The organism is Actinacidiphila acididurans, from assembly GCF_016918855.1.
GTDB lineage: Bacteria > Actinomycetota > Actinomycetes > Streptomycetales > Streptomycetaceae > Actinacidiphila > Actinacidiphila acididurans.
In genome coordinates, this window is record NZ_JADKYB010000001.1 from 78,634 (window position 1) to 104,428 (window position 25,795).

Here is a 25,795-nt window from a genome sequence, read left to right on the forward strand (position 1 = left end):
CCGCGGCACCAGTGGCCAGAGCGGCTTCGACGTGCCGGAGCAGTGGCCCGCCCCGGCCGTTCGCCGGCGGGACCCTCAGGGGCCGTGCGGTCCGGCGGCTCGTTCAGCACACAGCACTGTCCCCCACCAGTGAGGAAAGCTGATGAAGAAGCACTCGGCGCTCTTGGTCGCGGCGCTGGCGGCCGCGCTCGGCGTGGGCGGTGCGCTGCCCGCCGCAGCGGCCACCGCCACGCAGACACGGATCTCCGGCGCCGGCGCCGCAACGCCGGCCGCCTTGCGGCTGATGCCGTTGGGCGACTCGATCACCTGGGGCTACGCCAGCCCGACCGGGAACGGCTACCGGGGCTACCTGTACAACGACCTGGCGGCGGAGGGACACTCGGTCGACTTCGTCGGTTCCGTGCGCAACGGCACCATGTCCGACCCGGACAACGAGGGCCACTCCGGCTGGCGCATCGACCAGATCGCGGGCATCGCCGACTCCGTCCTGGCCACCTACCAGCCCAATGTGGTCACGCTGGAGATCGGCACCAACGACCTGAACGGGAACTACCAGGTGTCGACCGCCACCGACCGGCTGAAGTCGCTCATCGACCAGATCGCCAGGGACGTCCCGAACGCAACCGTCCTCGTCGGCACTCTGATCGTCTCCACCAGCGGTACGGAGGAGGCCAGTCGGCCCGGGTTCAACGCCAAACTGCCCGCGATCGTGCAGGGCGAGCAGGCGGCGGGCAAGCACGTGAGCCTGGTCGACATGAGCGCCCTGACCACCGCGGATCTGGCCGACTCTCTGCATCCCAACGACAACGGCTACCGCAAGATGGCGGACGCCTTCAACGCCGCGGTCCAGACCGCGGACGCGGCGGGCTGGATCAAGCCGCCGGGATCAGGCGGCGGGCAGGTGCGCTCCGGGATCGCGGGCAAGTGCCTGGACATCGGCGGTGGCAACAGCGCGAACGGGACCGCGGCGGACATCTGGACCTGCAACGGCTCCGCCGGGCAGACGTGGTCCGCGCGGTCCGACGGCACCTTGCAGGCGCTCGGGAAGTGCCTTGACGCCACCGCCCGCGGTACCGCCAACGGCACGAAGATCGAGCTCTGGGACTGCAACGGCGGCGCCAACCAGCAGTGGCAGTCGTACAACGGCGGGTACCGCAACCCGGTCTCGGGCCGCTGCCTGGACGACCCCAACCTCTCGGCCACGGACGGCACGCAGCTGGTCCTGTGGGACTGCAACGGCGGCGCCAACCAGCAGTGGACTGCCCTTCCGATCTCTTGAGCCGCGTGACGCGATCCCCCCGCAAGAAGCGGGATGTGCGGCAGGCCACGCGACTTCTGTCACCTTCGTCCCCCCACATTTCGAGGAACACGACAATGCAGCCTTCATCCGTTTCGCCCCGGAGCGCCGCGGCCCGCAGCCGCCGCTATCCGGCGGCGGCCGCATGCGTGATGGCGTTGCTGGCCACGATGCTGGCCACCGCTCTGACATGGTCGGTGCCGGCGTCGGCGTCGGCGGCGCCCTTGGTCGGCGCGGCATCGGGGCGGTGCCTGGACGTCAAGGGCAACACCGACACGCCGGGAACAGCCCTCCAGATCTGGGACTGCAACGGCCAGCCCAACCAGGCGTTCGAGTTCTCCTCCGCCGCCGAGCTGAGGACGATGGGCGGCACCAGGTGCGTGGACGCCTACAACAACCAGACCAGCCCGGGCACCCCGGTGATCATCTGGTCCTGCAACGGCGGCGCCAACCAGCAGTGGCGGCAGAACTCCGACGGCTCGATCACCGGGGTCCAGTCCGGCCTGTGCCTGGACGTCAACGGAGCGGCCACGGCCAACGGCACGGCCGTCATCCTGTGGACGTGCAACGGCCAGAGCAACCAGAAATGGAGCACGTCGACGACGCCTCCGCCGGCCGGGTCGCGCGCCTGTGACATCTACGCCGCGGGCGGTACGCCGTGCGTGGCCGCGCACAGCACGGTGCGCGCGCTCTACAGCTCGTACAGCGGCAAGCTGTACCAGGTCAGGCGCTCGTCGGACAACGCGACCAGGGACATCGGCGTGCTCGCGCCCGGCGGCTTCGCCGACGCCGCGGCGCAGGACTCCTTCTGCGCCGGCACCTCCTGCGTGATCACCGCGGTCTACGACCAGTCCGGACACGGCAACGACCTGTGGTACCAGGGCTCGGCCCAGGTCCCCGGATCCAGCCAGAGCAGCCCTGCCAAGGCGACCTCCGAGTCGTTGACGGCCGGGGGCAGCAAGGCGTACTCGCTCTACATCAACCCCGGGAACAGCTACTGGCGCGACGGCCACCTCACCGGCGTGCCCACCGGCAGCGCGCCGGAGGGCGCGTACATGGTGACCAGCGGCACCCACGTCAACGGCGGCTGCTGCTTCGACTACGGCAACAGCGAGACGGACCGCAAGGCCGACGCGGCCGGCGCCATGGACGCGATCAACTTCGGCACCCAGTGCTGGTTCGGCGGCTGCTCGGGAAGCGGCCCCTGGGTCCAGGCCGACCTGGAATGGGGCCTGTACTCCGGCGGAAGCCAGTCCTGGAACACCAACCAGCGCGCGTTCACGGCCAAGTTCGTCACCGCGATGCTGAAGAACAACGGGACGTCGAGATTCGCCCTCAAGGGCGGCGACGCGCAGAGCGGCAGCCTGACCACCGTGTGGGACGGCGGGCTGCCGAGCGGATACAGCCCCATGAAGAAACAGGGGGCCATCGTCCTGGGCAGCGGCGGCGACTGCTGCAAGCCCGGCGGCGGAGCCAACCTGAGCGCCGGAACCTTCTACGAGGGGGCCGTCGTCGCCGGATACCCCTCCGACGCCACCGACAACGCGGTCCAGGCCGACATCGTCGCGGCCGGCTATCGCTGACACCCATGACCGCACACGGGGGGAAAGGCGGCGGTCCCACGGCACCTACGCGGGACCGCCACCGCACCGGAGCGTTTCCGCACACCATTGCGGCGGGCGGATCCTCCGCGGCGGCCCGAGCCGCCGCCTGTGCGCCGCGCGGGAGCGCCGCTCTCCCGCCGCTCGCGCGGCGCTGTTCTGCGGGCAGTACCCGTAGATGACGACATGGGAGGTTCTACGATGCACCCGGGCATACGCCTGCCCCGCTCGCACCACAACCGGTGGGGCGCGCTCAGCGCCGCGGTGGCCGTGGCCACGGCGACGATCCTCGCCCTGCTCTCGGCCACTCCCGCCCAGGCCGCCGGCACGCTGCGCTCACTGGCAGAGGCCAAGGGCAAGTACTTCGGCACCGCCCTGACCACCGGCGACCTGAACGTCAGCCAGGAAATGGCGATCGCCGGAGCGCAGTTCGACATGGTGACCCCCGGCAACGAGATGAAGTGGGACACCACCGAGCCGTCCAACGGGTCGTACAACTTCGGCCCCGGCGACCAGATCGCGTCCTGGGCCCAGTCGCACAGCGACCGTGTTCGGGGCCACAACCTGGTCTGGCACTCCCAGCTGCCGGGCTGGGTCAGCAGCTTGCCGCTCAACCAGGTCCAAGGGGCGATGGAGTCCCACATCACCACCGAGGTCAACCACTACAAGGGGAAGATCTACGCCTGGGACGTGGTCAACGAGCCCTTCAACGAGGACGGCAGCCTGCGCCAGGACGTGTTCTACAACGCGATGGGCTCCGGTTACCTCGCCGACGCGATCCGCACCGCCCACAACGCGGACCCGAACGCCAAGCTGTACATCAACGACTACAACATCGAGGGCGAGAACGCGAAGAGCAACGCCCTCTACAGCCTGGCGCAGTCGATGCTCGCCCAGGGCGTGCCCCTGGGCGGCATAGGCCTCGAGAGCCACTTCATCGTCGGCCAGGTCCCCTCGACGATGCTGGCGAACATGCAGCGCTTCGCCAACCTCGGCCTGGACGTCGCGGTCACCGAACTGGACGACCGTATCCAGCTGCCGACCTCCAGCGGAAGCCTCCAGCAGCAGGCCACCGACTACGGCACGGTGGTCAACGACTGCCTGGCGGTCCCGCACTGCGTGGGAGTGAGCCAGTGGGGAGTGGACGACGGTCACTCCTGGATCCCCGGCACGTTCCCCGGTTACGGCGCGGCCACGATGTACGACAGCAACTACCAGCCGAAGCCGGCGTACAACGCCGCGGTCACCGCCCTCGGCGGTTCCTCCTCCGGCGGTGGCGGCGGCACGACGGGTCCGCTGCACGCCGTGGGTGCGGGCAAGTGCCTGGACGTGCCGAATTCGTCGACGACCGCCGGTACGCAGGTGCAGATCTGGGACTGCAGCGGTCAGGCCAACCAGACGTGGACACGTACCTCGTCCAATCAGCTCGCGGTCTACAGCGGCAGCAGCCAGATGTGCCTGGACGCCTACAACAACCAGACGAGCCCGGGGACCAAGGTGGAGATCTGGACCTGCAACGGCGGGGTCAACCAGCAGTGGCAGCTGAATTCCAACGGCACGATCACCGGTGTGCAGTCGGGGTTGTGCCTGGACGTGACGGGTGCATCGACGGCCAACGGCGCGCTGGCCGAGCTGTGGACCTGCAACGGCGGATCCAACCAGCACTGGACCCTCGGCTGACCGGGTGACGAACGCCAACGACCGGTGAGTACCGGTGAGTACCGGTGAGTACCGGTAACAACCGGTAACGACCCGTGGCGACACGAGCGCCGGGACGGCACACACCGCCGTCCCGGCGGTCGCCGCGGCCTGTCGCGCGGTACCGGCCGCACGACAAACCCGCGCCCCCTGCGAAAGGAAACCACTGTGTCAGCATTCAGCCGGCTGTTGCGGCGGCTGCGGACCTGGACGGCCGTGCTCGCGGGCCTCGTCCTGGCCGCCGGCGCGATCGTGGCCACGGTCGCCGAACCGGCCCACGCCGCGACCTCGATCACGATCAACGGCTCCTCCACCGGCCGTACCTTCGACGGCGTCGGCGCGATCAGCGGCGGAGGCGGCAACAGCAGACTCCTGATCGACTATCCGGAACCCGAGCGCAGCCAGATCCTCGACTACCTCTTCCGGCCCGACTACGGCGCCTCCCTCCAGATCCTCAAGGCCGAGATCGGCGGCGACACCAACTCCACCTCAGGAGCCGAACCGAGCCACGAGCACACCAGGTCCGACCTGAACTGCAACCGCGGCTACGAATGGTGGCTGATGGAGCAGGCCAAGGCGCGCAATCCGAACATCAAGCTGTACGGGCTGGCCTGGGGCGCCCCCGGCTGGATCGGCAACGGCAACTTCTGGTCCACCGACATGATCAACTACCTGGTCTCCTGGCTGGGCTGCGCCAAGGGCCACGGGCTGGCCATCGACTACCTCGGCGGCTGGAACGAGCGCGGCTACAACGTCTCCTGGTACGAGCAACTGCGCAGCGCGCTCAACAGCAACGGCTACGGCAGCGTCAAGATCGTCGCGGCCGACTCCGACTGGACCGTGGCCAACGACGTGGACTCCAACCCGGCGTTCGCCTCCTCGGTCGACATCCTCGGCACCCACTACCCGTGCGGGTACCGGTCCGCCCAGTCCAGCTGCACTGTGCCGGCGGCCGCCACCTCGTCCGGCAAGCAACTGTGGGCCAGCGAGAACGGTTCCGACGACTACAACGCGGGAGCGAACGCGATGGCCCGCGGCATCAACCGGGGATACATCGACGGACGGATGACCGCGTACATCAACTGGCCCGTGGTCGCCGCCATCACGCCGAACCTTCCGTATCCCACCATGGGCCTGGCCCTGGCCTCGCAGCCGTGGTCCGGGGCCTACTCGATCGGCAAGAACGCCTGGGTGATGGCCCAGACCAGCCAGTTCACCGCTCCGGGCTGGCAGTACCTGGACTCCTCCAGCGGCTACATCGGCGGCAACCGCGGCAACGGCAGCTATGTCTCGCTGAAGTCCACGAACAAGACCGACTACTCCACGGTCATCGAGACGATGGACGCGAGCAGCGCCCAGACCCTGAACTTCAACGTCACCGGGGGACTGTCCACCGGAACCGTGCACGTGTGGTCGACCAACGTCAACTCCAGCAACCCGGCGGACTACTTCGTGCACGCCGCGGACATCACTCCCTCCGGCGGCGCCTTCAGCCTGACCGTGCAGCCCGGCCGCGTCTACACCGTCACCACCACGACCGGGCAGGGCAAGGGAACCGCCGCCGGCCCGAGCCAGGCCCCGATGAGCCTGCCGTACAGCGACTCCTTCGACGGCTACACCCCCGGCACCGAGGCGAAGTACCTCATGGACTGGCAGGGCGCATTCGAGGAGGTGGCCTGCGGTGGCGGACGCGGCGGCAACTGCGTGCGCCAGATGAGCCCGCAGGCCCCGATCACCTGGGACACCCTCTCCGATCCGCACGCGCTGCTCGGTGACGTGAACTGGAGCAACTACACCGTCTCCTCCGACGTGCTGCTCGAAGAATCCGGATACGCCGAGCTGCTCGGCCGGGCCAACACCCAGGGCTACACCGGGTCGGCCGGCCTGAACGCCTACCACCTGCGGGTGAGCGACACCGGCGCCTGGTCGATCCTGAGCTCGAACACCAACGGCAACGTCTCCACCCTGGCCCACGGCACTACCGCGGCGCTGGGCACCAACCGCTGGCACACCCTGGCCCTGACCTTCTCCGGCAACACCGTCACCGCCGTGGTCGACGGCGCCACGGTCGGTTCCGCGACCGACTACACCTTCGCCGGCGGGCAGGTCGGCTACGCCACGAGCCAGGGCGAGACGGCGCAGTTCGACAACCTGTCCATCACTCCCGGCAGCGGCGGAACGGGCGGCGGCACGACGTCCACGATCGTCGGCGCCGCGTCCGGCAGGTGCGTGGACGTACCGAACCAGTCGCAGACGGCCGGCACCCAGGTGGAGCTGTGGGACTGCAACGGCGGCACCAACCAGCAGTGGACCAGCACCTCGGCCGGCGAGCTGCGGGTCTACGGCGGCGACTGCCTCGACGCCGCCGGCCAGGGCACCACCGCCGGTACCAAGGTGGACATCTGGACCTGCGACGGCGGCGCCAACCAGAAGTGGACGCTCAACGCCGACGGCACCGTCACCGGTGTCCAGTCCGGCCTGTGCCTGGACGCCACCGGCGGCGGAACGGCCAACGGCACCCTGCTGGAGCTGTGGACCTGCAACGGCGGCAGCAACCAGAAGTGGACGCGGGGGTGAGCCCGCGACCGGCCCGGCGGCTCCCGCTTCCCGAACCACCTCGTCAACCGACGGAGAGGACGCTCCGCATGTCTTCCTCATCGCTCCCCATCAGCCGGCGCCGCCTGCTGGCGGCGGCCGGCGCGGCCACGGCGTTCGGCATCCTGCGGTTCGCCCCCGAGGCCGCCGCGACCGACGGCCCGGGCAGCTACACCGCGAGCTGGTCCTCGGTGGACCAGCACCCGCCGGCCCCGGCCTGGTTCCAGGACGCCAAGTTCGGCATCTACTACCACTGGGGCGTCTTCAGCGTTCCCGCGTTCGGAAACGAGTGGTACCCGCGCAACATGTACATCAGCGGGTCGAACGAGAACAACCACCACATCGCTACGTACGGCGACCCGTCGGTGTGGCCGTACAACAACTTCATCGACGGCGCCCGCGACAAGGCGGGCAACTTCGTGCAGTTCGCGCCCAAGCTGACCTCCGCGGGCGGCAACTTCGACCCCAACGCCTGGGCGTCGCTGTTCAAGGCCGCGGGCGCGAAATTCGCCGGACCGGTCGCCGAGCACCACGACGGGTTCTCCATGTGGAACAGCGGCTCCAACCCGTGGAACTCGGTCCAGCGCGGCCCCCGGCTCGACCTGGTGAACCTGCACGCGCAGGCCATCCGAGGGCAGGGGCTGAAGTTCATGGCCTCGCTGCACCACGCCTACCACTTCAACGGCTACTACGACCACGTGCCGTACCAGTCGGACCCGACACTGCGCATCCTGTTCGGGCAACAGGGCACGACCGCGGAGAACCAGCTCTGGTACAACAAACTCATCGAGGTCATCGACGGCTACCAGCCGGACCTCATCTGGCAGGACTTCGACCTGAACCTGGTGCAGGAGTCCGACCGGCTGCAGTTCCTCGCGTACTACTACAACAAGGCTGTCTCCTGGAACAAGGACGTCGTCGCGACCTACAAGGACGGCCTGGACAACAAGGGCGAGGTCTTCGACTTCGAGCGCGGCGGACCGTCGGGGCTGATGACGCCGTACTGGCTGACCGACGACAGCATCTCGTCGTCCAGCTGGTGCTACACCGTGGGCATCGGCTACTACACCACCCAGGCCCTGCTGCACGCGCTGATCGACCGGACCGCCAAGGGCGGCACCATGCTGTTGAACATCGCCCCCATGGCCGACGGCACCATCCCGTCGGGACAGCAGACCATCCTGCGCGGGATGGGCGACTGGCTGGGCCGCTTCGGTGAGGCGATCTACGGCACTCGCTCGTGGTCCAGCTACGGCGAGGGCCCCACCGCCATGGGCGGCGGCTCGTTCAGCGGCCCCAAGGCCGGCGTCGCGCAGGACGTCCGGTTCACCCGCAGCCAGGACAACACCGTCCTCTACGCCACCTCGCTGGGCTGGCAGGGCGGCACCATGACCATCTCGACGCTGAACTCGAACCAGTTCAACATCAGCAGCCTGACCGGCGCACAGCTGCTGAACAACACCGCGGGCTCCTACACCACCCTGCCCAAGCCGACCCAGGACGCCTCCGGCCTGCACCTGGCCATGCCGTCCTCCAGCGCGCCGTTCAGCGCTCTGGCGTACACCGTCAAGCTCACCTTCTCGGGGCAGATCCCGGCACTGGGCAGCGGCGGTCCCGGCACCGGCTACGTGAAGATCGCCAATGTGACCACCGGCCTGGTGCTCGACAGCGGCGGCAGCGTCGCCTCCGGCTCCAACCTCAAGCAGTGGAGCTACGACGGCAGCACCAACCTGCAGTGGCAACTGGTCGACCTGGGCAGCGGCTACTACCGCATCGTCAACCGCACCAACGGCATGGTCGCCGACAGCTGGGGCAACACCGCCAACGGCGCACCCGCCCGCCAGGCGGCGTGGAACGGCGGCAACAACCAGCAGTGGTCCCTGAACAACCTCGGAAACGGCCGCTACCAGATCGTCAACCGCGGCACCGGCACCGCCCTCGACGGCGCCGGCAGCACCACGGCCGGCTCGACCACGGTGCTGTGGACGCCGAACTCCAGCACCAACAACGAGTGGACGATCACCGGAGTCTGACGGTCCCGGGGGCAGTGCACCAGCACTGCCCCCGGTTCCCCTGAGGGGCGTCGCCGGTTGGGGTCAGCCGATGGCCGTGGCGAAGATGTGCATGGCCACCTGGCCGGAGGACGCGTTCGGGCCGACGTCCGGCAGGGTCAGGTACTGGACCGTCTTTCCGGCCTGAAGCGGGACGGTGGCGCCGTACACGCTGACCTTCTGCTGGACCTTGCCGCCGCCGTTGTTGAAGTAGTCGGTGGTGGCGAGTATGTCGCTCCCGGTGGCGGGAGCGTTGTTCCACCAGTCGGAGAAGGAGAGGGTGTACGACTGAGTGGTGCCGTCGGTGTAGGTGATCAGGCCGGTGCCGGAGGCGTTGCCGTAGTCGGCGGTGCCGAGGAAGCCGAGCTTGCTGCCGCTTCCGGTGAAGGGGACGGTCTGGCCGCCGGCCACGATGTTGTCGGGCTTGCCGGTGCCGGTGGTCGGCCAGGTGAAGGCCAGGCCGTCATGGGTCACGGTCCCGCCGGAGGCCACGCCCTGGGCGGCGAGGGCCTGCTGGGACAGGCTCTGCCCGCCGCCGTCGAGGTTGCCGGCGCCGGGGGTCGCGTCGTCGCTGATGCCGGTGTTGGTGATGATGTCGCTGAGGGAGGAATACGGGACAGCGAGGCGGGCGGCCGCGTCGTCACTGGCCCGGGCACCCCCGTAGGTGGCAGAAGCGGCGAGCGCGTAGGAGCCGGGGTCGACGCCGGCCGGCGCCGTCACGGTCCACGCGGTCGTCACCGAGCCGCCGGCGGGAATGCTGGAGAACGTGGTCGGGGAGGTCGGGGTCGCGGTCCAGCCGTCCGGAACGGTCAGGGTGACCGAGGCGTCCGGGAGCGCGGTGGGGCCGGTGTTGGTGTAGGTGGCGGTCGCCGTGACCGCGGCGCCGGGCCTGAGGACCGGGGCGGCGGACAGGGACAGGGTGTGGTGGACGCGGATCACCGCGGAGCCGGTCACGCCGTGCACGGTCGCGCTGATGGTGGCCACACCGTTGCCCACCGCGGTGACGAGGCCCTTGCCGCTGACGGTGGCGACGGACGGGTCGCTGCTGGTGTAGCGGACCTTGGCGCCGGACAGGTCCAGGAAGGAGCCGTCGTCGTTGACGGCCTCGACGACGTGGTCGGCGGTGACGCCCAGGTTGCGGCCGGGCTGGGCGGTGGGGTCGGTGTCGTCCTTGATCCAGTGGTTGCGGGCGGTGAGGTCGATGGTGTCGCCGGCGTCGTAGACCACGGCCTCGGGCTGGACGGTCACGTACTTCACGTGCGGGGTGAGGCTGCCGTGCACGGTGACCCGGGCCGAGCCGGCCGTGGTGGTGGCGTCCGGTCCGACCTCGAAGCGGTAATTGCCGTCGTAGACGACCTGCTTGGCCTGCTGCCCGTCGTGGAAGGCGAGGTCGGGTACGCGCACCCGCAGGGTGATGTGCTGGGTGGCGCCGGGCCGCAGGGTCCCGGTCTTCTGGAATCCGACGAGCCGCTTCTTCGGCAGTTCCTTGTTCTGGACCGCGAAGTCGGTGGCCGCGTAGAGCTGGGCCACGGTGCTGCCCGGCACCGTGCCGGTGTTGGTCACGTCGAAGCCGACCTTGACGGTCCCGTCGGCGCCGACCGAGGCGCGGTCGGCCCGGACGTGGGAGTAGGCGAAGGTGGTGTAGCTCAGGCCGTAGCCGAACGGATAGGTCGGGGTGCCGGTGAAGTACTGGTAGGTGCGGCCGAGACCGTCGGTGCCGCTCGGGGCCAGGTTGTAGTCGGAGATGGCCGGGAGCTGGGAGTCGTCCTTGTACCAGGTGAAGTTCAGGTGGCCGCCCGGGTTCTGCTTGCCGAACAGGACGTCGGCGAGGGCGTCGCCCTGGCTCTCGCCGTTGTAGCCGGCGAAGACGATCGCGGCGACCTTGGCGCGGTAGGCCTCGATGGTGACAGGGCCGTCGGACTGGATGTCCAGCACGGTCCTCGGGTTGCCCAGGGCGGTGACCTGGTCGATGAGGCTGCCGTAGTTGCCGGGCAGGGCCAGGCCGCTGCGGTCCTTGCCCTCGCCCGCCGTCGCCTCGTCGGTGCCGACCGCGATGACCACCAGGTCGGCGCTCTGGATGTCCGCCCGTGTCGCGGCGCTGAGTACCGCGTCACCGGTGGCGGTGGTGGAGGTGCCGGCCGCGTCGTAGACCACCTGCGCACCGGGGTTGGCGGCCTTCACCTGGGCGGTGATGCCCTGGACGGCGTCCACCTTCTTCGTGGGGTCGCCGGAGTAGCCGCCGAGGGTGACCTTGCCCGCCTGGTCGCCCACGATGACGACCTTGCCCAGCTCGGCGGGGTCGGCCGGCAGCAGGGGCGCGCCGGAGCCGGCGACCTTGTCGTTCTGCAACAGGACGAGCGCGTTGTCGGCGACGGTCCGCGCGAGGTCCTGGTGGGCCGGGGACTGGATCACGTCCTTGGTGATCCTGGTGTACGGCTGCTGGTCGACCGGGTCGAACTCCCCGGTCTCCATCCGGACCGTGAACAGGTGGACCAGGGCGTTGTCGATGACGCCCTCGCTGAGGATGCCGGCCCTGATCGCCTGCTCCAGGTTCAGCGAGGTCGCCTCGGTGCCGGTGCAGTTGACGTCGGTGCCCGCCCGGAGTGCGTAGGCCTGACCGCCGGCCGCTCCCGCGACCTGCTGGCCCGTCGCGGTGTTCGTCCAGGTCGCGTTGCTCCCCTTGCGGTCGGTGGTCCAGCCGGGCGGAGCCCAGTCGTGGCCGGCCGGGAAGGTGTCGTACGTGGTGCCGACCGCGCCGCAGTCGGAGGTGATGTAGCCGCCGAAGCCGTAGGTGCGCTGGGCGATCTGGTCGGTGGTGTACGTGTTGGCCACCGACGGGGTGCCGTTGATGGCGTTGTAGGACGTCATCAGGCCGGCGACGTGCGCGTTCTCGATCAGGCTCTTGAACTGGGCGGTGTAGTAGTCGTAGAGGTCGTCGTCCGAGACGTTCGAACTGATGCCGGTCCGGTTCTGCTCGACATCGTTGAGCGCGTAGTGCTTGGCGGTCGAGGCGACCTTCAGGTACTTGCCCTGCGCAGTGCCGTCGGGCTTCTGGCCCTGGTAGCCGTTCACGAAGGCGCCGGCCATCTGCCCCGCGAAGTACGGGTCCTCGCCGAACGCCTCGTCCGTGCGGCCCCACCGGGGATCCCGGTCGAGGTTGACCGTCGGCGCCCAGTACGTGAGCATGCCGTAGTCGTCCTTCGACGGGCCGAGGTTGTTCTGCCCGGTGCCCCACAGCGACTTGTCGAGCAGGCCCCGGGCCTCGTCGGAGACGGCCGTCGTCTCCTTGTAGATCAGGTTCTTGTCCCAGCTCATGGACGCGGCGAAGTTCGTGGGGAAACTGGTGGCGTGGACGCCGCCCGTCGCCGAGCCCGGATTGGTGTCGGCGAACAGCGAGTTGATGCCGTGCTGCCCTTCGCTCCAGTACGTGTACTGCTGCACGCCGAGCCGCGGAATGGCCGGCGCGCTGTTGGTGTGCAACTGCTGGATCTTCTCGTCCAGCGACATCCGCGAGACCAGGTCCGCGGCACGCTCCTGGAAGGAATAGCCGGTGTTCAGATAGATCGGCACGGACGCCTGTACTGGTGCCGGCGGACGGGCCTGCGCTGCCGCTGCGACCGTTCCGAGCAGGCCGAGGGCGCACGCGGTCGCTGTGGCCGCGCGTCTTACGGGGGTACTCCAGCGCATCGCGCCTCCTTGCGCGTTGTGGATGACGAGCCGGGGGGGAGGACTGTGCGGCGGGCCGGCCGTCGGTGTCGACGGACGGCCCGCAGCTTGGGGGGAACCGGTCAGCCGAGCGTCCACTGCTGGTTGCTGCCGCCGTTGCAGGTCCACAGCTCGGCCAGGGCGCCGTTTGCGGTGGACGCGCCGGTGACGTCCAGGCACAGGCCGGACTGGACTCCGGTGATGCTGCCGTCGGAGTTGACCGTCCACTGCTGGTTGGGCTGGCCGTTGCAGGGCCAGGTCTCCACCTTGGTGCCCGCGGAGGTCTGGTTGTTGTAGGCGTCCAGGCACAGCTGCGAACTGCCGGAATAGACGGAGAGCTGGTTGGCCGCGGTGTGGGTCCAGATCTGGTTCGAGCCGCCGCCGCAGCTCCAGATGTCCACCTGGGTCCCCGCGGTCGTCGACGAGTTGGGCACGTCGAGGCACTTGCCGGCACCGACCGCGTGGATCTCGCCGGTGGCGCTCGTGCCGCCGCCGCTGCTTCCGCCCGCGACCCGGTACATGGCGGTGCCGTGCGCGGGGACGGAGGCACTGATCGTGCCGGCGGTGCTGGAGACGGCGCCGGACCACAGGTCGGTCAGGGTGTAGCCGGACGAGCCGGTCTTGCCGATCGCCGCGGCGGTGGTGCTGATGGTCGCGGCCGATCCCGTCTCATTGAACAGCGCCACGGACACGTCGCCGTTGGCGAGCGGCTTGGCCAGCACGTCGAGTCCGTTCGACGTGGACACCATCGTGCCCTGCTTGCCCAGCGAGTCCTGGTCCACGGCGATGACGCGGGAGTTGGTCAGGACGGACAGCGTCGCGGCACTGGCCGAGGCCACGTTCGTACCGGCGATGAGCGGGGCGGCCATTTCCGCCCACAGGCTGAACTCGCTTTGGCTCTCGGCGGCGGTGAGGGAGCCGTTGCCGACTTCCAGCATGTCCGGGTCGTTCCAGTGGCCGGGCCCCGCGTAGGAGGCCAGGCCCACGTTGCTGTGGAAGATGGACAGCATGCTGGAGAAACTGGCGTTGATGTCCCCGGTCGTGCGCCAGCTGTTGCCGACCCCGGCGCCCCAGGTCCAGACGTTCTCCTGGCCCCAGTTGCACAGGCTGAACAGGATCGGCCGGCCGGTGGACGCCAGCGCGTCGCGCATGGCGGTGTACCGGGTCTGCGCCGGAACCCCGGTGTTGTTGCAGTTGTCGTACTTCAGGTAGTCCACGCCCCACGACGCGAACGTCTGGGCGTCGGTGGTCTCGTGGCCGAGGCTGCCCGGGTAGCCGGCGCAGGTGGCGGTGCCGGCGTCCTCGTAGATGCCCAGCTTCAGGCCGAGCGAGTGGACGTACGAGGCGGTGCCGGAGATCCCGTCGGGGAACTTGGCGGGGTCCGGGACGAGTCGGCCGGCCGCGTCCCGGGAGTGGGTCATCCAGCAGTCGTCGATGTTGACGTAGCTGTAGCCGGCGGTCTGCATGCCGTTGTTGTGCATGGCCAGGGCCGTGGACTTGATCAACGACTCGGAGACGTTGCAGCCGTAGGCGTTCCAGTCGTTGAAGCCCATCTGCGGGGTCGGCGCGAGACCGTTGCCCAGGGCGGCGGCACGGGGCGCGGTACCGGGAACGAGCAACGGTATGAAGAGAGCGAGAAGGAGCCCAGCGAGAGTGAGCGCTAACATTCGTGGGCGAACAGATGCCGACACGAGAGCGTGTCCGGTTCCCTGGCTGCTGCTCATGGTCCATCGACCTCCTGGGCCGAATCGTGTGGGGGGATCCTCCGGGGTCAAGCACATCGCGCGGTTCAGCGGGATCGCCGAACCGCACGAAAACAATCGCGAGCCAACGTGCCCGCACAAGAGAAGCCGTCCGGCCGTGTCCGCGTCAACCCTTGTGCACGGAGTTCGTCGGCGCTGTCGCCGCGGCTTTCGTCGCCTCCGGTCCGGCACCGGTGGACTCCGCGCAGGCGCGCCACCGCTGGATGCCGCGTCGGCCACGGCATATCACCGATCGGTGTTAGCGTTACCAATCGCTGCCCTGCCGCAGCCCTGCCGCCGATGGGGCTGCGGCAGGGCCTGCATCGTCACAGCGGTTCAGTCCTTGACGGCTCCGGCGGTGACGCCTGCGGCGACGTAGCGCTGTGCGAGCACGAGGAGGACGGCCGCCGGAATCGAGGCGACCACGGCCGTGGCCATGATGGCGTTCCACTCCTGGTTGTTGTTGCCGATGTACTTGTAGATGCCGAGCGTGATGGGCTTCATCCCGCCCCCGCCGTCGAGCGTGGTGGCGAAGACGAAATCCGACCAGGCCCACAGGAAGCCGAACAGGGAGACGGTGACAATCGCGTTGCGGCTGACCGGCAGCACGATCAGGAGGAACGTCCGCCAGGTCGTCGCACCGTCGATCTTCGCCGCGGCCATCAGTTCGTCGGGGATGCCGGACATGAAGGCGGTGAAGATCATGACGCCGAAGGGCACGGCGATGGTCGAGTCGGCGACCACCAGGCCCCACCAGGTGTTCATGATCCCCAGGTTGAGGAAGATGCCGTAGAAGCCCATCGCCATCACGATGCCGGGGATCATCTGGGCGATCAGCAGGAGCAGGCCCACGGCGCCGGCGCCGCGCGGACGCAGCTTGGCCAGCGCGTACCCCGCGGGGGCGGAGAGCACGAGCGTGAGGGCGACCGTGCCGAGCCCGATGAGCAGGCTGGTGCCGAGATACGGCAGCTGGTCGTTCAGGACCGACCGGTAGCCGCTGAAGGTCGGGTGCAGCGGGAACAGGTCGGGCGGGTCCTTGCGCATCCGGCTCTGCGGGGTGAGGGACACGTTGATCATCCAGTACACCGGGAACAGCATGGCCGCCGTGAGCACCAGGCCGATCACGGTGTTGCGGCGGGAGCGCGGGGTCCGGGACCGGCGAACGGGGGTGGTCATGCCGCCTGCCTCCTTTGCACACGGATGTACAGCAGGCCGAAGAGCAGGGCGATGAGGATGAGGATGTTGCCGACCGCGGCGCCGGGGCCGAACTCCGGCAGGAGGGAGCCGAAGCCGAGGCGGTAGGACCAGGTGGCCAGCGTGGAGGAGGAGTCGCCCGGGCCGCCTCTGGTCATGATCCAGATGAGGTCGAAGACCTTGAGGGTGTAGATCAGGCCGAGCAGGAGGGTGATCGCGGAGACCGGCCGCAGCAGCGGGAAGGTGATCCGCCGGAACTGCTGCCAGGTGCTCGCGCCGTCCAGGGCGGCGGCCTCGTACAGCTCGGCGGGGATGTTCTGGAGGCCGCTGTAGAGGATGACCAGGTTGAAGGGGATGCCGATCCAGATGTTCGCGACGATCACCGAGGTCAGTGCCCACGACGGCGAGGTCAGCCAGTCCACCTTCCCGACCCCGATCAGGTGGAGAACGTAGTTGACGACGCCCGACTCGCTGTTGAGCATCCACGACCAGGTCGAGGCCGACACGATCAGTGGCAGCAGCCAGGGGATGAGGAACAGCGCCCGCAGGGTCGGGGCCAGCCGGAAGCCGCGGTTGAAGAAGACCGCGAGGGCCAGCCCGATCGCGTACTGGAAGACGATGGACACCACGGTGAACACCATCGTGTTGCGCAATGCGGTGGCGAATGTGGGGTCGTGCACGACCTGGCGGAAGTTGTCCCAGCCGGAGAAGGGCGCTCCGCCCTGCACGAAGGACCGGACGGTGTAGTGCCGTACCGACAGGTCCACATTCCGGTAGAGCGGGTAGGCGTAGAAGACGCCGAGATAGATCACCACCGGGGCCAGGAAGGCCCAGGCGGCGAGCCGCGTCCGTCGGTCGCGGCCGCGTCGGCCGCGCGGCGGGTCGCCCGGCGCGGGGCGCGAGTCCTCGTGGGTCGTCCCCGGTACGGCCGGCGGCCGCTGCAAGCCGTCGGCGTGGGCAGTGGTCATGCGTGCTCCTCGATCAGTGGGCTGCGCGAACGGACGCCGGTGTGTGCCGGCGCCGTCGCGGTACCGGGGAGGGAGGACAGCGACGGCGCCGGAGCCGCTGTGCCACCGGGACGGGCGGCGGCACAGCGGAGTACCTGCGAGGTGCCTCATCGGACACCGGCATCCGGCCGGTCTCCGGTGAGGCGGACACCCGGGATCAGTTCTGGTGGTTCTCGGCGGCCTTCTGTGCGGCTTCCAGCGCGGACCGGGGGCTCGTGCCGCCGGACAGCGCGCCCTGGACGGCAGTCCACAACTGCTGGGAGATCACCGGGTAGCGGGTGCCCAGGCCGTCGCTGGTCCGCCCGCGGGCGGTGGCCACGGCCGCGACCCACGGCTTGAGCTCGGGCGTCGCGGTCACCTGCTGGCTCTGCGCCGTACCGGTGGGCGCGACGTACGACAAGGTGGTGTCGGTGGCCAGCAGGCTGGAGTCGCTGGTGAGGCAGGACACGATCTGCGCCGATGCCTTGTAGCGGGCGCTGTCCTTCTGCACGGGTACGGTCACGAACTCCCCGCCCGTGGGCGCGGGAGCCGCACCGCCGTCCTGCCCCGGGATGGAGATCACGCCGTACGGGAAGCCGGCCTTCTTGGCGTTGCCCAACTGCCAGGTGCCGTTCTCCCCGAAGGCGTACTGGCCGGTGGCGAACTCCTGCCAGCTCGTGGTCTGGGTGTTGTTCAGCACGTCGTTGGGCGCCAGGCCCTGGGAGACCCAGTCCTTCCACAAGGACAGCGCGGCCTCACCGTTCCCGTTGTCCAGGTGCGTCAGGTCGCCCTTGGCTCCCCAGAACCACGGCAGGAACTGGAAACTGCCCTCCTCCGTGCCGATCGCGGAGAAGGTGATGCCCTTCTTGCCGGCCGCCTTGACCTTCTTCAGCGCCGCGGTCAGGGAGTTCCAGTCCTTGACCGAGGCCGGATCGACGTGAGCGGCGGCCAGCACGTTCTTGTTGTAGAACAGGGCGAGCGTGTTGGCGCCGATGGGTACTCCGTACGGAGACCCGTCGACGACGCCGGCACCGATGATGTTGGTCTGGATCGACGTGGTCGAGATGCCCACGTCGCTCATCCTGTTCAGGATCCCGGCCTGGACGAGCGTGGAGACCACCGGATTGTCCACCAGCATGACGTCCGGCGCATCCCCCTGCTGGGCGGCCAGCAGCGCCTTGTTGCCCAGGTCGGTCGTGTCGTACGCGGTGCGCTTGACGGTCACCCCGGCCTTGGTGCCGCAGGACGCGACGAGCTTGCCCCATGCCGAGGTGCCGTCGAACTGGGGATAGGGGTCCCAGAAGGTGTACGTCCCCGAAGCCGCGGACGAGGAGGAGCCGCTGCCGGAGCCGCCGCAGGCGGTGATGCCGGTCAGCGCGGCGCAGGCCGCAACGGCGGCGATGGCGGTGCGCGTGTGTCTCATGACGGTCCTTGCTGGGTGCGGGATGGGTGCGGGTGAGGAGCAGCGAGCCGCCCGGGCGGGCGGGGCCGAGTCGACCGGTTCCGGAACACGGCCTAGCGGGTGGGAAGCCACACCCGCATGGATCCGTCCTGCCGGTTGGCCCAGGAGTAGTAGGGGACGGCGGTCAGGTTCAGGCCGGTGTCCGGAAGAGATGCGGGCCGGCCGGGGTCGGTGGCGCCTCGGTACGGCCACCAGCCGGCGGCCGGCAGGGTGCGCCGGCGGCCGGTGGCCGTCACGGTAACGACGCCGCCGAGAAGTCCGGGGCGATGCACTTCGGTGAGGGGCCGGCCGGTGTCGATCACGACGTCGTCGAGGCCGCCGCCCGGATGGTCGACCCCCTCCAGGCAGTACACGAGTGGACCGCGTTCGATCGCGACGCAGCCGCGTACCGCGTCCACCCGGGGATCCGCCTCGACCAGCCGCGGGGTCAGGACCAGGTCGAGCGTCACCCGGTCCTCCGGCGCCCAGACCCGCTCCAGCCGCAGCCAGCCGTCGTCCGAGACGGTGGCCGCGGGGGTGCCGCCGTTCACCGACAGCCGGTGGTCGGTGCACCACTGCGGGATGCGCAAGGACAGGGTCCACGGTGTGTCCGCGGGGCATTCCTCGACGGTGATCCGGATGGTCCCGGACCACGGATAATCGGTGTGAGCGCTCACAACAAGGGGCGCGCCGTTGATCTCGGCCGTGTAGCGGCCGGTGGCGTACTGGTGGAGCTGCAGCCCGGTGCTGTCGGTGGAGGCGACGTAGTGCTCCAGGCTGGCCAGCAGTCGCATCACGTTGGGCGGGCAGCAGGCACAGCGGAACCAGCGGGTACGGCGGGCGGACTGGTCGCCGCCGGTATCGGTGTGCCCGTCCCTGACCTGCAGCGGGTTGACGTACAGCCAGCGCTCGCCGTCCAGCGAGATGCCGGCCAGCAGGCCGTTGAACAAGGTGCGCTCGATCAGGTCGCTGTAACGGGCCTTCCCGGTCAGCAGCGCCATCCGCCAGCTGAACTGCACCGACCCGATCGCCGCGCAGGTCTCGCAGTACGCCCTTTCGTTGGGCAGCTCGTACGGGTCACCGAAGTCCTCCTCGTCATGGTGCGCGCCGAGGCCCCCGGTGATGTGGGTCTTGGTGGCCACCATCGCCGCCCACAACCGCTCGCAGGCGGTGAGCAGTTCGCCGTCGCCGGTCTCGGTGGCGAGGTCGGCCGCGGCGGCCAGCAGGTAGAGCTGCCGCACCGCGTGCCCTTCGACGGTCTCCTGCTCCCGCAGCGGCACCCGGTCCTGGCAGTACGCCTCGCCGCCGAGCAGCCCGTGTCCGTGCCGGTCCACGAAGTACCCGGCCAGAGACAGGTACCGCCGCTCACCGGTTTCCCGGTAGAGCTCGACCAGGGCCGTCTCCACTTCCGGGTGGCCGTCGAAGCCGTCGATCGGCTTGTCCCGGCCGAAGACCGTGTCCAGGTGGTCGGCGAAGCGCACCGCCACCTTCAGCAGCTCCTTCTCACCGGTGGTCCGGCGGTGGGCGACCGCCGCCTGGATCAGATGGCCGGCGCAGTACAGCTCGTGGCCCCAGCGCAGGTCCTCGTAGCGTCGGCCGCCTTTGGCGACCTGGAACCAGGTGTTGAGATAGCCGTCCGGCTGCTGGGCGGCGGCCACCAGGCCGGTGATCCGGCGCACTTCGGCGGCCAGGTCCTCGTTCCCGGGCGTGGCGGACGAGCCGAGCTGCCAGGCCGCCGCTTCGAGCCACTTGTAGACGTCGGAGTCCATGAAGGGGAAGTCGCCCCGGAACGTGCCCTCGGCGGCGCCCGCCGCGGCACGCAGGTTGTCCAGATTTCCGGCCGACTCCAGCAGCCGTGGTCCCTGCGGAACTGCGACCCGTCCGTTGACCTCGCGGCGGTCGTGCCAGAAGCCGCCCAGGATGTCCGCCCCGGCGACCGGGCGCAGGGCGGTCCGGGCCTCGGGGCTCAGCCGGACGGGACCGGCCGGAGCGGGCGGTGGCGGATTGCTGTCGGCCATGGATCTCCCTGGAAAGTCCACTCGGCGTGAGGTGGGCAGCGGCGGTTGCCGGGGGACCGAGGAAGCAGGCCGACGGCATCGCCGCTGGGTGCGATGAAACGCGGAAACTTTGAGCAATGGTTTTCTTGCCGGTAACCTAGAAGCGCTGCTCCAGGAGAGTCAAGACGCGTGCACACCCGGGAATCGGGTCCTCGGCAACGCTTGGGATGCGAGCCGCGTCCTGGCAGGATGGACGCAACCGTAGGGTGAGCAAAGGATTGTCCGTGACTGAAACCGACCGGCGCCCGCCGCCGGGGCGCGTGACACTGACCGACGTGGCGACCCTGGCCGGCGTCAGCGTGGGTACCGCGTCCAAGGCCCTGAGCGGCAACGGACGCATGCGGCCCGAGACGCGCGACCGGGTTCTGGAGGCGGCGCGGCGCCTGGACTTCCAGCCCAACGAACAGGCCCGGGCGCTGCTGGCCGGACGGACCTGGACGGTCGGGCTCGTCACCACCGACGGGATCGGCCGGTTCAGCACCCCGGTGCTGCTCGGCGCCGAGGACGCGCTGGGCGCCGGCAAGATCTCCGTTCTGCTGTGCGACACGCGCGGCGACGCGATCCGCGAGCGCCACTACGTGGAGACCCTCCTGGCGCGCAGGGTGGACGGCATCATCGTCACGGGACGGCGTACCGACCCGCGGCCGCCGCTGGCCGGCCTGCGCGACGTCCCGACGGTGTACGCCCTGTCCCCGTCGGAGGATCCCGCGGACATGTCCGTCGCCTCCGACGACGAGGGGGGAGCCCGGCTCGCCACGGAACACCTGATCACCTCGGGGCGGCGGCACATCGCCCACGTGTCCGGTCCGGCTCATCACGCCGCGGCCCAGCACCGCGCCCGCCTGACCCACGACCTGCTGGGGCAGGCGGGGCTGGAACTGTCCGGCGGCAAGGTCCACTTCGGCGACTGGAGCGAGGCGTGGGGGAGACGCGCGGCCCGTACCGTCCTGCGGGCGGCGCCGGACACCGACGCGTTCTTCTGCGCGAACGACCAGATCGCTCGCGGCGTCACCGACACGCTGCGGGAGGAGGGTCGCCGCGTACCCGATGACATCGCTGTCATCGGGTACGACAACTGGGACGTCATGGCACTGGCGGCCCGGCCTCCCCTGACGACCGTCGACATGAACCTCAACGAGATCGGCAGGATCGCCGCCCTGCGGCTGCTCGACGCCATCGACGGGAGGACTGTCGGCGGTGTGCGGACCGTTGCCTGCCGGCTGGTCGTCCGCGAATCGGCGTGACCACGGCCGCTTCCGGATCCGGGGCGCGGGGGAGGGGGGACGGGGTCCGTCGTGGTGCGGCGGCCGGCCGCCGCCCCCGCAGGAACGGGGGAGGCGACCGGACCGCGGAACGGCCGACGATTCAGCGGGCACTGAGCTTCCACAGGTGGTCGGCGGTGCCGTTGTCGTCCCACTGCAGGACCTGGGCGCCGCTGCCGGTGCTCATGTTCTGCACGCCCAGCACCAGGTTGCTGTTGTAGTTGACGATCTTGTCGTAGCCGGTGCCGTCGGGCACGATCCGCCACAGGTGGTCGGGGGTGCCGTTGTCGCCCCAGATGAGAGCGGTGCCGCCGTCCGAGGTGCTCTCGTTGGTGATGCCGAGCAGCAGTCCGCTCGCCTGGTTGCGGATCTTGTACAGGCCGGAGCCGGCGGACACCACGGCCCAGGTCTGCGTGGCCGAGCCAGTCGGGGTGGCCTGGTCGACCAGGGTGCCCTGGGCGGTGCCCCCGTTGGCGGTGTCGAGCGCGAGGCCGCTGTTCTTGTTCGTGACCTGGTAGGTGCCGTCGAGTGCGGAGCCGCCGCTCGCCGGCGTGATCACGATGTGGTAGCCGTAGGCGCTGTTGGCGGTCACCGGAACCGTGATCGAGCCGTTGCTCACCGGGTAGTCGGACTCGGACAGGGTGGTGGGGCCGGAGACGGCGGTGGTGCGTCCGGGGGAGGGGGTGTACTCGACCTTGACGTGCACGCTCGATCCGAGCGCGGGCAGCGCGTTGAGCCCGTTGACGGTCACGGCCGAGTCGCCCGAGCTGCCGCCGAAGATGACGTCGACCTCGTTGCCGGCGCTGTTGCGGGAAGCCGCTCCGTCGATGCCGGTCTGGGCCGGCGGCGTGGTGCCGACCATGGAACCGCTCATGTCGGCGTACCACTTGTAGAGCCAGTAGGCGCCGTTGGGGCTGCCGCCCTGGCCCGTGAGCAGGTCGCCCAGCGCCCCGGACTGGTTCCAGAAGGCGAGTTCGGCGTCGTGCACGCCGTAGCGCTCGAATTTGGCGATGTATCCGACCAGGGCGCCGGGGACGCCGACTTCGGAGGGCGCGGCGTATTCCTCGATGGCGATCGGACGCGGGCTGATGCCGTACTTCTGTTCCAGGGAGGTGACGGTGGCGATGTCGCCCTGGATCTTGGACGACCGGATGAGTTCGTGCCAGGCGATGATGTCCGGCACGGTGTTGGTGGCGACCGCGTTCTTGAGGAAGTTGTCCATGTCGCCGATGTTGTCCGAGAAGCTCGGGCCCTGGATCGGCGTCGTGGTGTCCTTCGACCGGATCTCGCGGTAGGTCCTGGTCCAGAAGTCCTCGAACGTGCCGTTGGCGGAGAGCCAGGTGTTGTCGGACTCGTTCCAGGGGGCGTAGGCGGCCAGGTCGGTGATGCCCGACGCCTTGGTCTGGGCGATCTGGTCGTCGACCACGCTCAGCCAGTTGCTCCAGCTGAACTGGTAGGGCCAGCCGGCGTAGTAGTCGGAGAGGCGGTTGACGACCTTGGCACCGGCCCGGGCGGCTTTGGGCGCGACGGTGAGGATGTCGCCGGTGGGCTGCTGGTGGCCGCCCTGGGGTTTTTGCACGAAGGTGTTGGGCTTGATGGCCTGGACGAGGTTGTCGGCCGGGGTCGTGGCGTTCGCCAGACCGTACAGACTGCCGGTCGCCACATGGGTGACCGGCCGCAGGGTCTGGTTGGCGTTGACCACCAGGGTCGTGGACGGGGTGGGAGCGGCTTGGGCGGACGTGCCGATGAGCGCGGCGGAGGCCGCGGTCAGCGCTGCGGCTCCCAGTCCGACGGCGCGCCCGAGGGGGCGCCGGGACCGGAGATGCGCGAAACCACGCATGGGGAACATGCCCTTCTGATGAGTCGGCAGGTGTGTGCGGCAGCCGTCACTCCGGTGACCGGGTCCGTCCGTCCTACGGACCCGGCACCGAGGGGGTACCTGCGGCTGCGCAATTGAGAAAAGGATTTTCCGACGACAACGTAGAAGTGTTGCCATGGCTGGTCAAGTAAGCGGACAGAATCCCGCAACACCCGCCCTCCGGACTTCAACGGGTCGCGGGGAACGCCCGGACCTTTCCGAGAATCCCTTTTCCCACCCGTTGTCCCGCGCGATCGGTGCGGTTCACCGGCGGCCGGCCGCCCGGGCGTTTCACCCAGTGGCGCAACTGCTGCCGTTGAGGGCGAAGGAGGTGGGGTTGGCGTCGTTGCCGGTCCAGGTGCCCTGGAAGCCGAAGGACACGTTTCCGCCGGCCGGGATCGTGCTGTTGTAGGACACGTTCGTTGCCGTGACGGTGGACCCGCTCTGCGTGACCGTGGCGTTCCACGCGCTGGTCACCTTGGTGTCTCCGGGGAAGGAGAAGGTGAGGGTCCAGCCGTTGACCGGCGCACTGCCGGTGTCGGCGACGGTGACGCTCGCCGTCAGGCCGCCCTGCCATTCGTTCTTGGTGTACGTCACCGTGCAGCTTCCCGCTCCGGTGCCGCCCGTGGTGCCACCAGTGGTGGTGCCCCCGGTGGTCGTGCCGCCCGTTGTCGTGCCGCCCGTCGTCGTGCCGCCGGTTGTCGCGCCCCCCGTGGTGCTGCCGCCGGTTGTCGTGCCCCCGCTGCCGGGGTGCAGTTGCACCACCGCGATCGAGTACGCGGGTACGGACTGGGCGGTCGCGCTGCCGGCCGTGGCCGAGGTGATGGAGGTGCCGTTCTTCAGGTACGAGTAGACCGTCGGGGTGGCCGAGGAGGGCGTGAAGCCGTTGTAGGACAAGGAGACGGTGGCGGCGTTGCTCGGGTCCTTGTTGATGAGCATGACGTCCAGGTCGCCGTTCGCCCGCTTGACCGCGTGCGCGGTCAGCAGGGAGGTGGACGTGCCCGCCTTGACCAGGGTGTCACCGGGGGCGCCCAGCTCGGTGATCATCCGGGTGCCGTAGTACGGGGCGAACGGCGTGTTCAGCGGCGGTTCGCAGGAGGAGCCGCTGGACAGCACGCCGTAGTCGTTGTAATCGGTGGAGCCGTCGACGGTGGTCACCTTGCTGCAATCGGTGCCGTTGTGCAGGTTCCACCAGTCGACGGTGAAGGCGCCGTTCTCCATCCACGTCAGGTATTCGTCCGGGGCGAACAGGCCGCTGGGCGCGGTGTCGTAGAAGGAGTTGCCGTTCGCCTCGGTCACCGCGATGCCGACATTCGCCGCGTTGGCGCCGGCGTACTGGCTGATCAGCGAGTGCAGCGTGCTCGCCATGCCCGGGATCTCGGCCTGCGGCTTGCCGAGCATGTCGGCTTCGCCGGTGCTGGTCGGGTAGTGGTGCACGATCCCGAAGTCGATCTTCGAACCGGCGATGGACAGCACGGTGTGGTTCCAGTCCTGTGTGTCGCCCGACCCGGTGAGGCCGTCGGGCCAGGACCCGGGCGTGGTCAGGACGGCGCCGATCTTGATGGTGGGGTCGACGGCCTTCATCGCGGAGATGTACTGGAGCAGGTTGTTCGCGTACGTGGTCGCGCTGTGGCTGGAGTGGTGGTCGGTCTCCCAGCTGGAGCCGTACTCGCCGTTGCCGTAGACCTCGTTGCCGATCTCCCAGTACTTCACGCCGTACTTCTTGGTGACGTTGGCGTACTTCACCCAGTCCGCGGCTTCCTGTGCGGTGCCCGTGCCGTAGTTGGCGATGATGATCGGCTGGGCGCCTGCGGACTTCACGGTGCTCATGTAGGTGTCGAAGTCGGTGCCGGGCGCGACGTAGCCGCCGTCGGTGGTGTTGGTCTGCCAGTGGTAGATGTCGCCGTAACTGCCGCCCGGGTAGCGCACGCTGTCGATGCCGGCGGCGCCCAGCAGCCCTGGTACGGCCGACTGGTTCATGTTCCCGTCGTAGACCGCGACGTTCGTGCCGACGCCGGTGGACGGGATGGTGGCCAGGGACTTGCCGGCGTCGACTGACACCGACGCGGTGACGGCGGCCGACGCGCTGGTGGTTGTCGCCAGGCCGGCTCCGAGGATCGGGACGAGCAGGGCGACGGCCCACGCGAGTGGGCGGTGCCCGGGGGCGGCGCGGTAAAGGGCGCCGAATCCCGTGCGCGGGCGCGAAGTTACCGTGGTCACGCGGTTCTCCTTGCGGTGTGGGGGGCGAGCAGGCAAGGGTTCGTGAGGGTGGGAACTGTTAGCGCTAACATGCAAGGGTGTTCGTGAA

Annotated in this window: 14 protein-coding genes; 6 read left to right on the plus strand and 8 right to left on the minus strand. The window is 69.4% G+C overall.

The genetic code is table 11. The features are described from left to right. Nucleotides 1–142: 142 nt before the first annotated feature. The 5 genes from ITX44_RS00265 (at nt 143) to ITX44_RS00285 (ending at nt 9,224) form a co-directional block, all read left to right on the plus strand. Nucleotides 143–1,279, plus strand: coding sequence for an SGNH/GDSL hydrolase family protein (locus tag ITX44_RS00265; RefSeq protein ID WP_205354890.1), 1,137 nt, complete (start codon nt 143–145; stop codon nt 1,277–1,279). A 170-nt stretch (nt 1,280–1,449) separates the two neighbouring features. Further along, nucleotides 1,450–2,880, plus strand: coding sequence for a lectin (locus tag ITX44_RS00270; RefSeq protein ID WP_205355372.1), 1,431 nt, complete (start codon nt 1,450–1,452; stop codon nt 2,878–2,880). 219 nt (nt 2,881–3,099) lie between these two features. Next, the gene (locus tag ITX44_RS00275; protein WP_205354891.1) at nt 3,100–4,578 is read left to right on the plus strand and encodes an endo-1,4-beta-xylanase; all 1,479 of its coding nucleotides are present in this window, start codon (nt 3,100–3,102) and stop codon (nt 4,576–4,578) included. Between the two features lie 186 nt (nt 4,579–4,764). Continuing rightward, nucleotides 4,765–7,173 carry a ricin-type beta-trefoil lectin domain protein gene (locus ITX44_RS00280; protein ID WP_205354892.1) on the plus strand — a complete coding sequence of 803 codons (2,409 nt, stop codon included), beginning with the start codon at nt 4,765–4,767 and terminating at the stop codon, nt 7,171–7,173. 68 nt (nt 7,174–7,241) lie between these two features. After that, the gene (locus ITX44_RS00285; protein ID WP_205354893.1) at nt 7,242–9,224 is read left to right on the plus strand and encodes an alpha-L-fucosidase; all 1,983 of its coding nucleotides are present in this window, start codon (nt 7,242–7,244) and stop codon (nt 9,222–9,224) included. A gap of 63 nt (nt 9,225–9,287) precedes the next feature. Here ITX44_RS00285 and ITX44_RS00290 read toward each other — a convergent pair whose 3' ends face one another. The 6 genes from ITX44_RS00290 to ITX44_RS00315 form a co-directional block, all read right to left on the minus strand. Continuing rightward, complete coding sequence (locus ITX44_RS00290; protein ID WP_205354894.1) at nt 9,288–12,812, minus strand: glycoside hydrolase family 3 C-terminal domain-containing protein; 3,525 nt, start codon at nt 12,810–12,812, stop codon at nt 9,288–9,290. Between the two features lie 218 nt (nt 12,813–13,030). Then, nucleotides 13,031–14,614 carry a glycoside hydrolase family 27 protein gene (locus ITX44_RS00295; RefSeq protein WP_205354895.1) on the minus strand — a complete coding sequence of 528 codons (1,584 nt, stop codon included), beginning with the start codon at nt 14,612–14,614 and terminating at the stop codon, nt 13,031–13,033. A gap of 411 nt (nt 14,615–15,025) precedes the next feature. Beyond that, nucleotides 15,026–15,865 (minus strand): carbohydrate ABC transporter permease, encoded by an 840-nt coding sequence (locus ITX44_RS00300; protein WP_205354896.1) that lies wholly within the window; start codon nt 15,863–15,865, stop codon nt 15,026–15,028. After that, entirely contained in the window at nt 15,862–16,851 is a 990-nt protein-coding gene (locus ITX44_RS00305; RefSeq protein ID WP_205354897.1) for a carbohydrate ABC transporter permease, read from the minus strand. Before ITX44_RS00305 ends, ITX44_RS00300 begins: the two co-directional genes overlap by 4 nt. 196 nt (nt 16,852–17,047) lie before the next feature. Continuing rightward, nucleotides 17,048–18,292: a sugar ABC transporter substrate-binding protein gene (locus ITX44_RS00310; protein ID WP_205354898.1), complete on the minus strand. Its 1,245-nt coding sequence runs from the start codon at nt 18,290–18,292 to the stop codon at nt 17,048–17,050. Between the two features lie 92 nt (nt 18,293–18,384). Continuing rightward, entirely contained in the window at nt 18,385–20,328 is a 1,944-nt protein-coding gene (locus ITX44_RS00315; RefSeq protein ID WP_205354899.1) for a glycoside hydrolase family 127 protein, read from the minus strand. A gap of 263 nt (nt 20,329–20,591) precedes the next feature. Between ITX44_RS00315 and ITX44_RS00320 the strand changes: the two genes are divergently transcribed. Next, complete coding sequence (locus ITX44_RS00320) at nt 20,592–21,611, plus strand: LacI family DNA-binding transcriptional regulator (protein WP_307795015.1); 1,020 nt, start codon at nt 20,592–20,594, stop codon at nt 21,609–21,611. Nucleotides 21,612–21,732: 121 nt separating this feature from the next. Here ITX44_RS00320 and ITX44_RS00325 read toward each other — a convergent pair whose 3' ends face one another. Then, nucleotides 21,733–23,478, minus strand: a complete 1,746-nt coding sequence (locus ITX44_RS00325) for an RICIN domain-containing protein (protein WP_236059633.1) — start codon at nt 23,476–23,478, stop codon at nt 21,733–21,735. A 300-nt stretch (nt 23,479–23,778) separates the two neighbouring features. Beyond that, nucleotides 23,779–25,707, minus strand: a complete 1,929-nt coding sequence (locus tag ITX44_RS00330) for a cellulose binding domain-containing protein (protein WP_205354901.1) — start codon at nt 25,705–25,707, stop codon at nt 23,779–23,781. Nucleotides 25,708–25,795 lie beyond the last annotated feature (88 nt).

What these genes read in the sequence shown, in the direction of transcription:
- ITX44_RS00265 (WP_205354890.1), top strand. Translation starts at nt 143, where the DNA reads ATGAAGAAGCACTCGGCGCTCTTGGTCGCGGCGCTGGCGGCCGCGCTC.
- ITX44_RS00270 (WP_205355372.1), top strand. Translation starts at nt 1,450, where the DNA reads ATGGCGTTGCTGGCCACGATGCTGGCCACCGCTCTGACATGGTCGGTG.
- ITX44_RS00275 (WP_205354891.1), top strand. Translation starts at nt 3,100, where the DNA reads ATGCACCCGGGCATACGCCTGCCCCGCTCGCACCACAACCGGTGGGGC.
- ITX44_RS00285 (WP_205354893.1), top strand. Translation starts at nt 7,242, where the DNA reads ATGTCTTCCTCATCGCTCCCCATCAGCCGGCGCCGCCTGCTGGCGGCG.
- ITX44_RS00295 (WP_205354895.1), bottom strand. Translation starts at nt 14,614, where the DNA reads ATGTTAGCGCTCACTCTCGCTGGGCTCCTTCTCGCTCTCTTCATACCG.
- ITX44_RS00300 (WP_205354896.1), bottom strand. Translation starts at nt 15,865, where the DNA reads ATGACCACCCCCGTTCGCCGGTCCCGGACCCCGCGCTCCCGCCGCAAC.
- ITX44_RS00305 (WP_205354897.1), bottom strand. Translation starts at nt 16,851, where the DNA reads ATGACCACTGCCCACGCCGACGGCTTGCAGCGGCCGCCGGCCGTACCG.
- ITX44_RS00310 (WP_205354898.1), bottom strand. Translation starts at nt 18,292, where the DNA reads ATGAGACACACGCGCACCGCCATCGCCGCCGTTGCGGCCTGCGCCGCG.
- ITX44_RS00315 (WP_205354899.1), bottom strand. Translation starts at nt 20,328, where the DNA reads ATGGCCGACAGCAATCCGCCACCGCCCGCTCCGGCCGGTCCCGTCCGG.
- ITX44_RS00325 (WP_236059633.1), bottom strand. Translation starts at nt 23,478, where the DNA reads ATGTTCCCCATGCGTGGTTTCGCGCATCTCCGGTCCCGGCGCCCCCTC.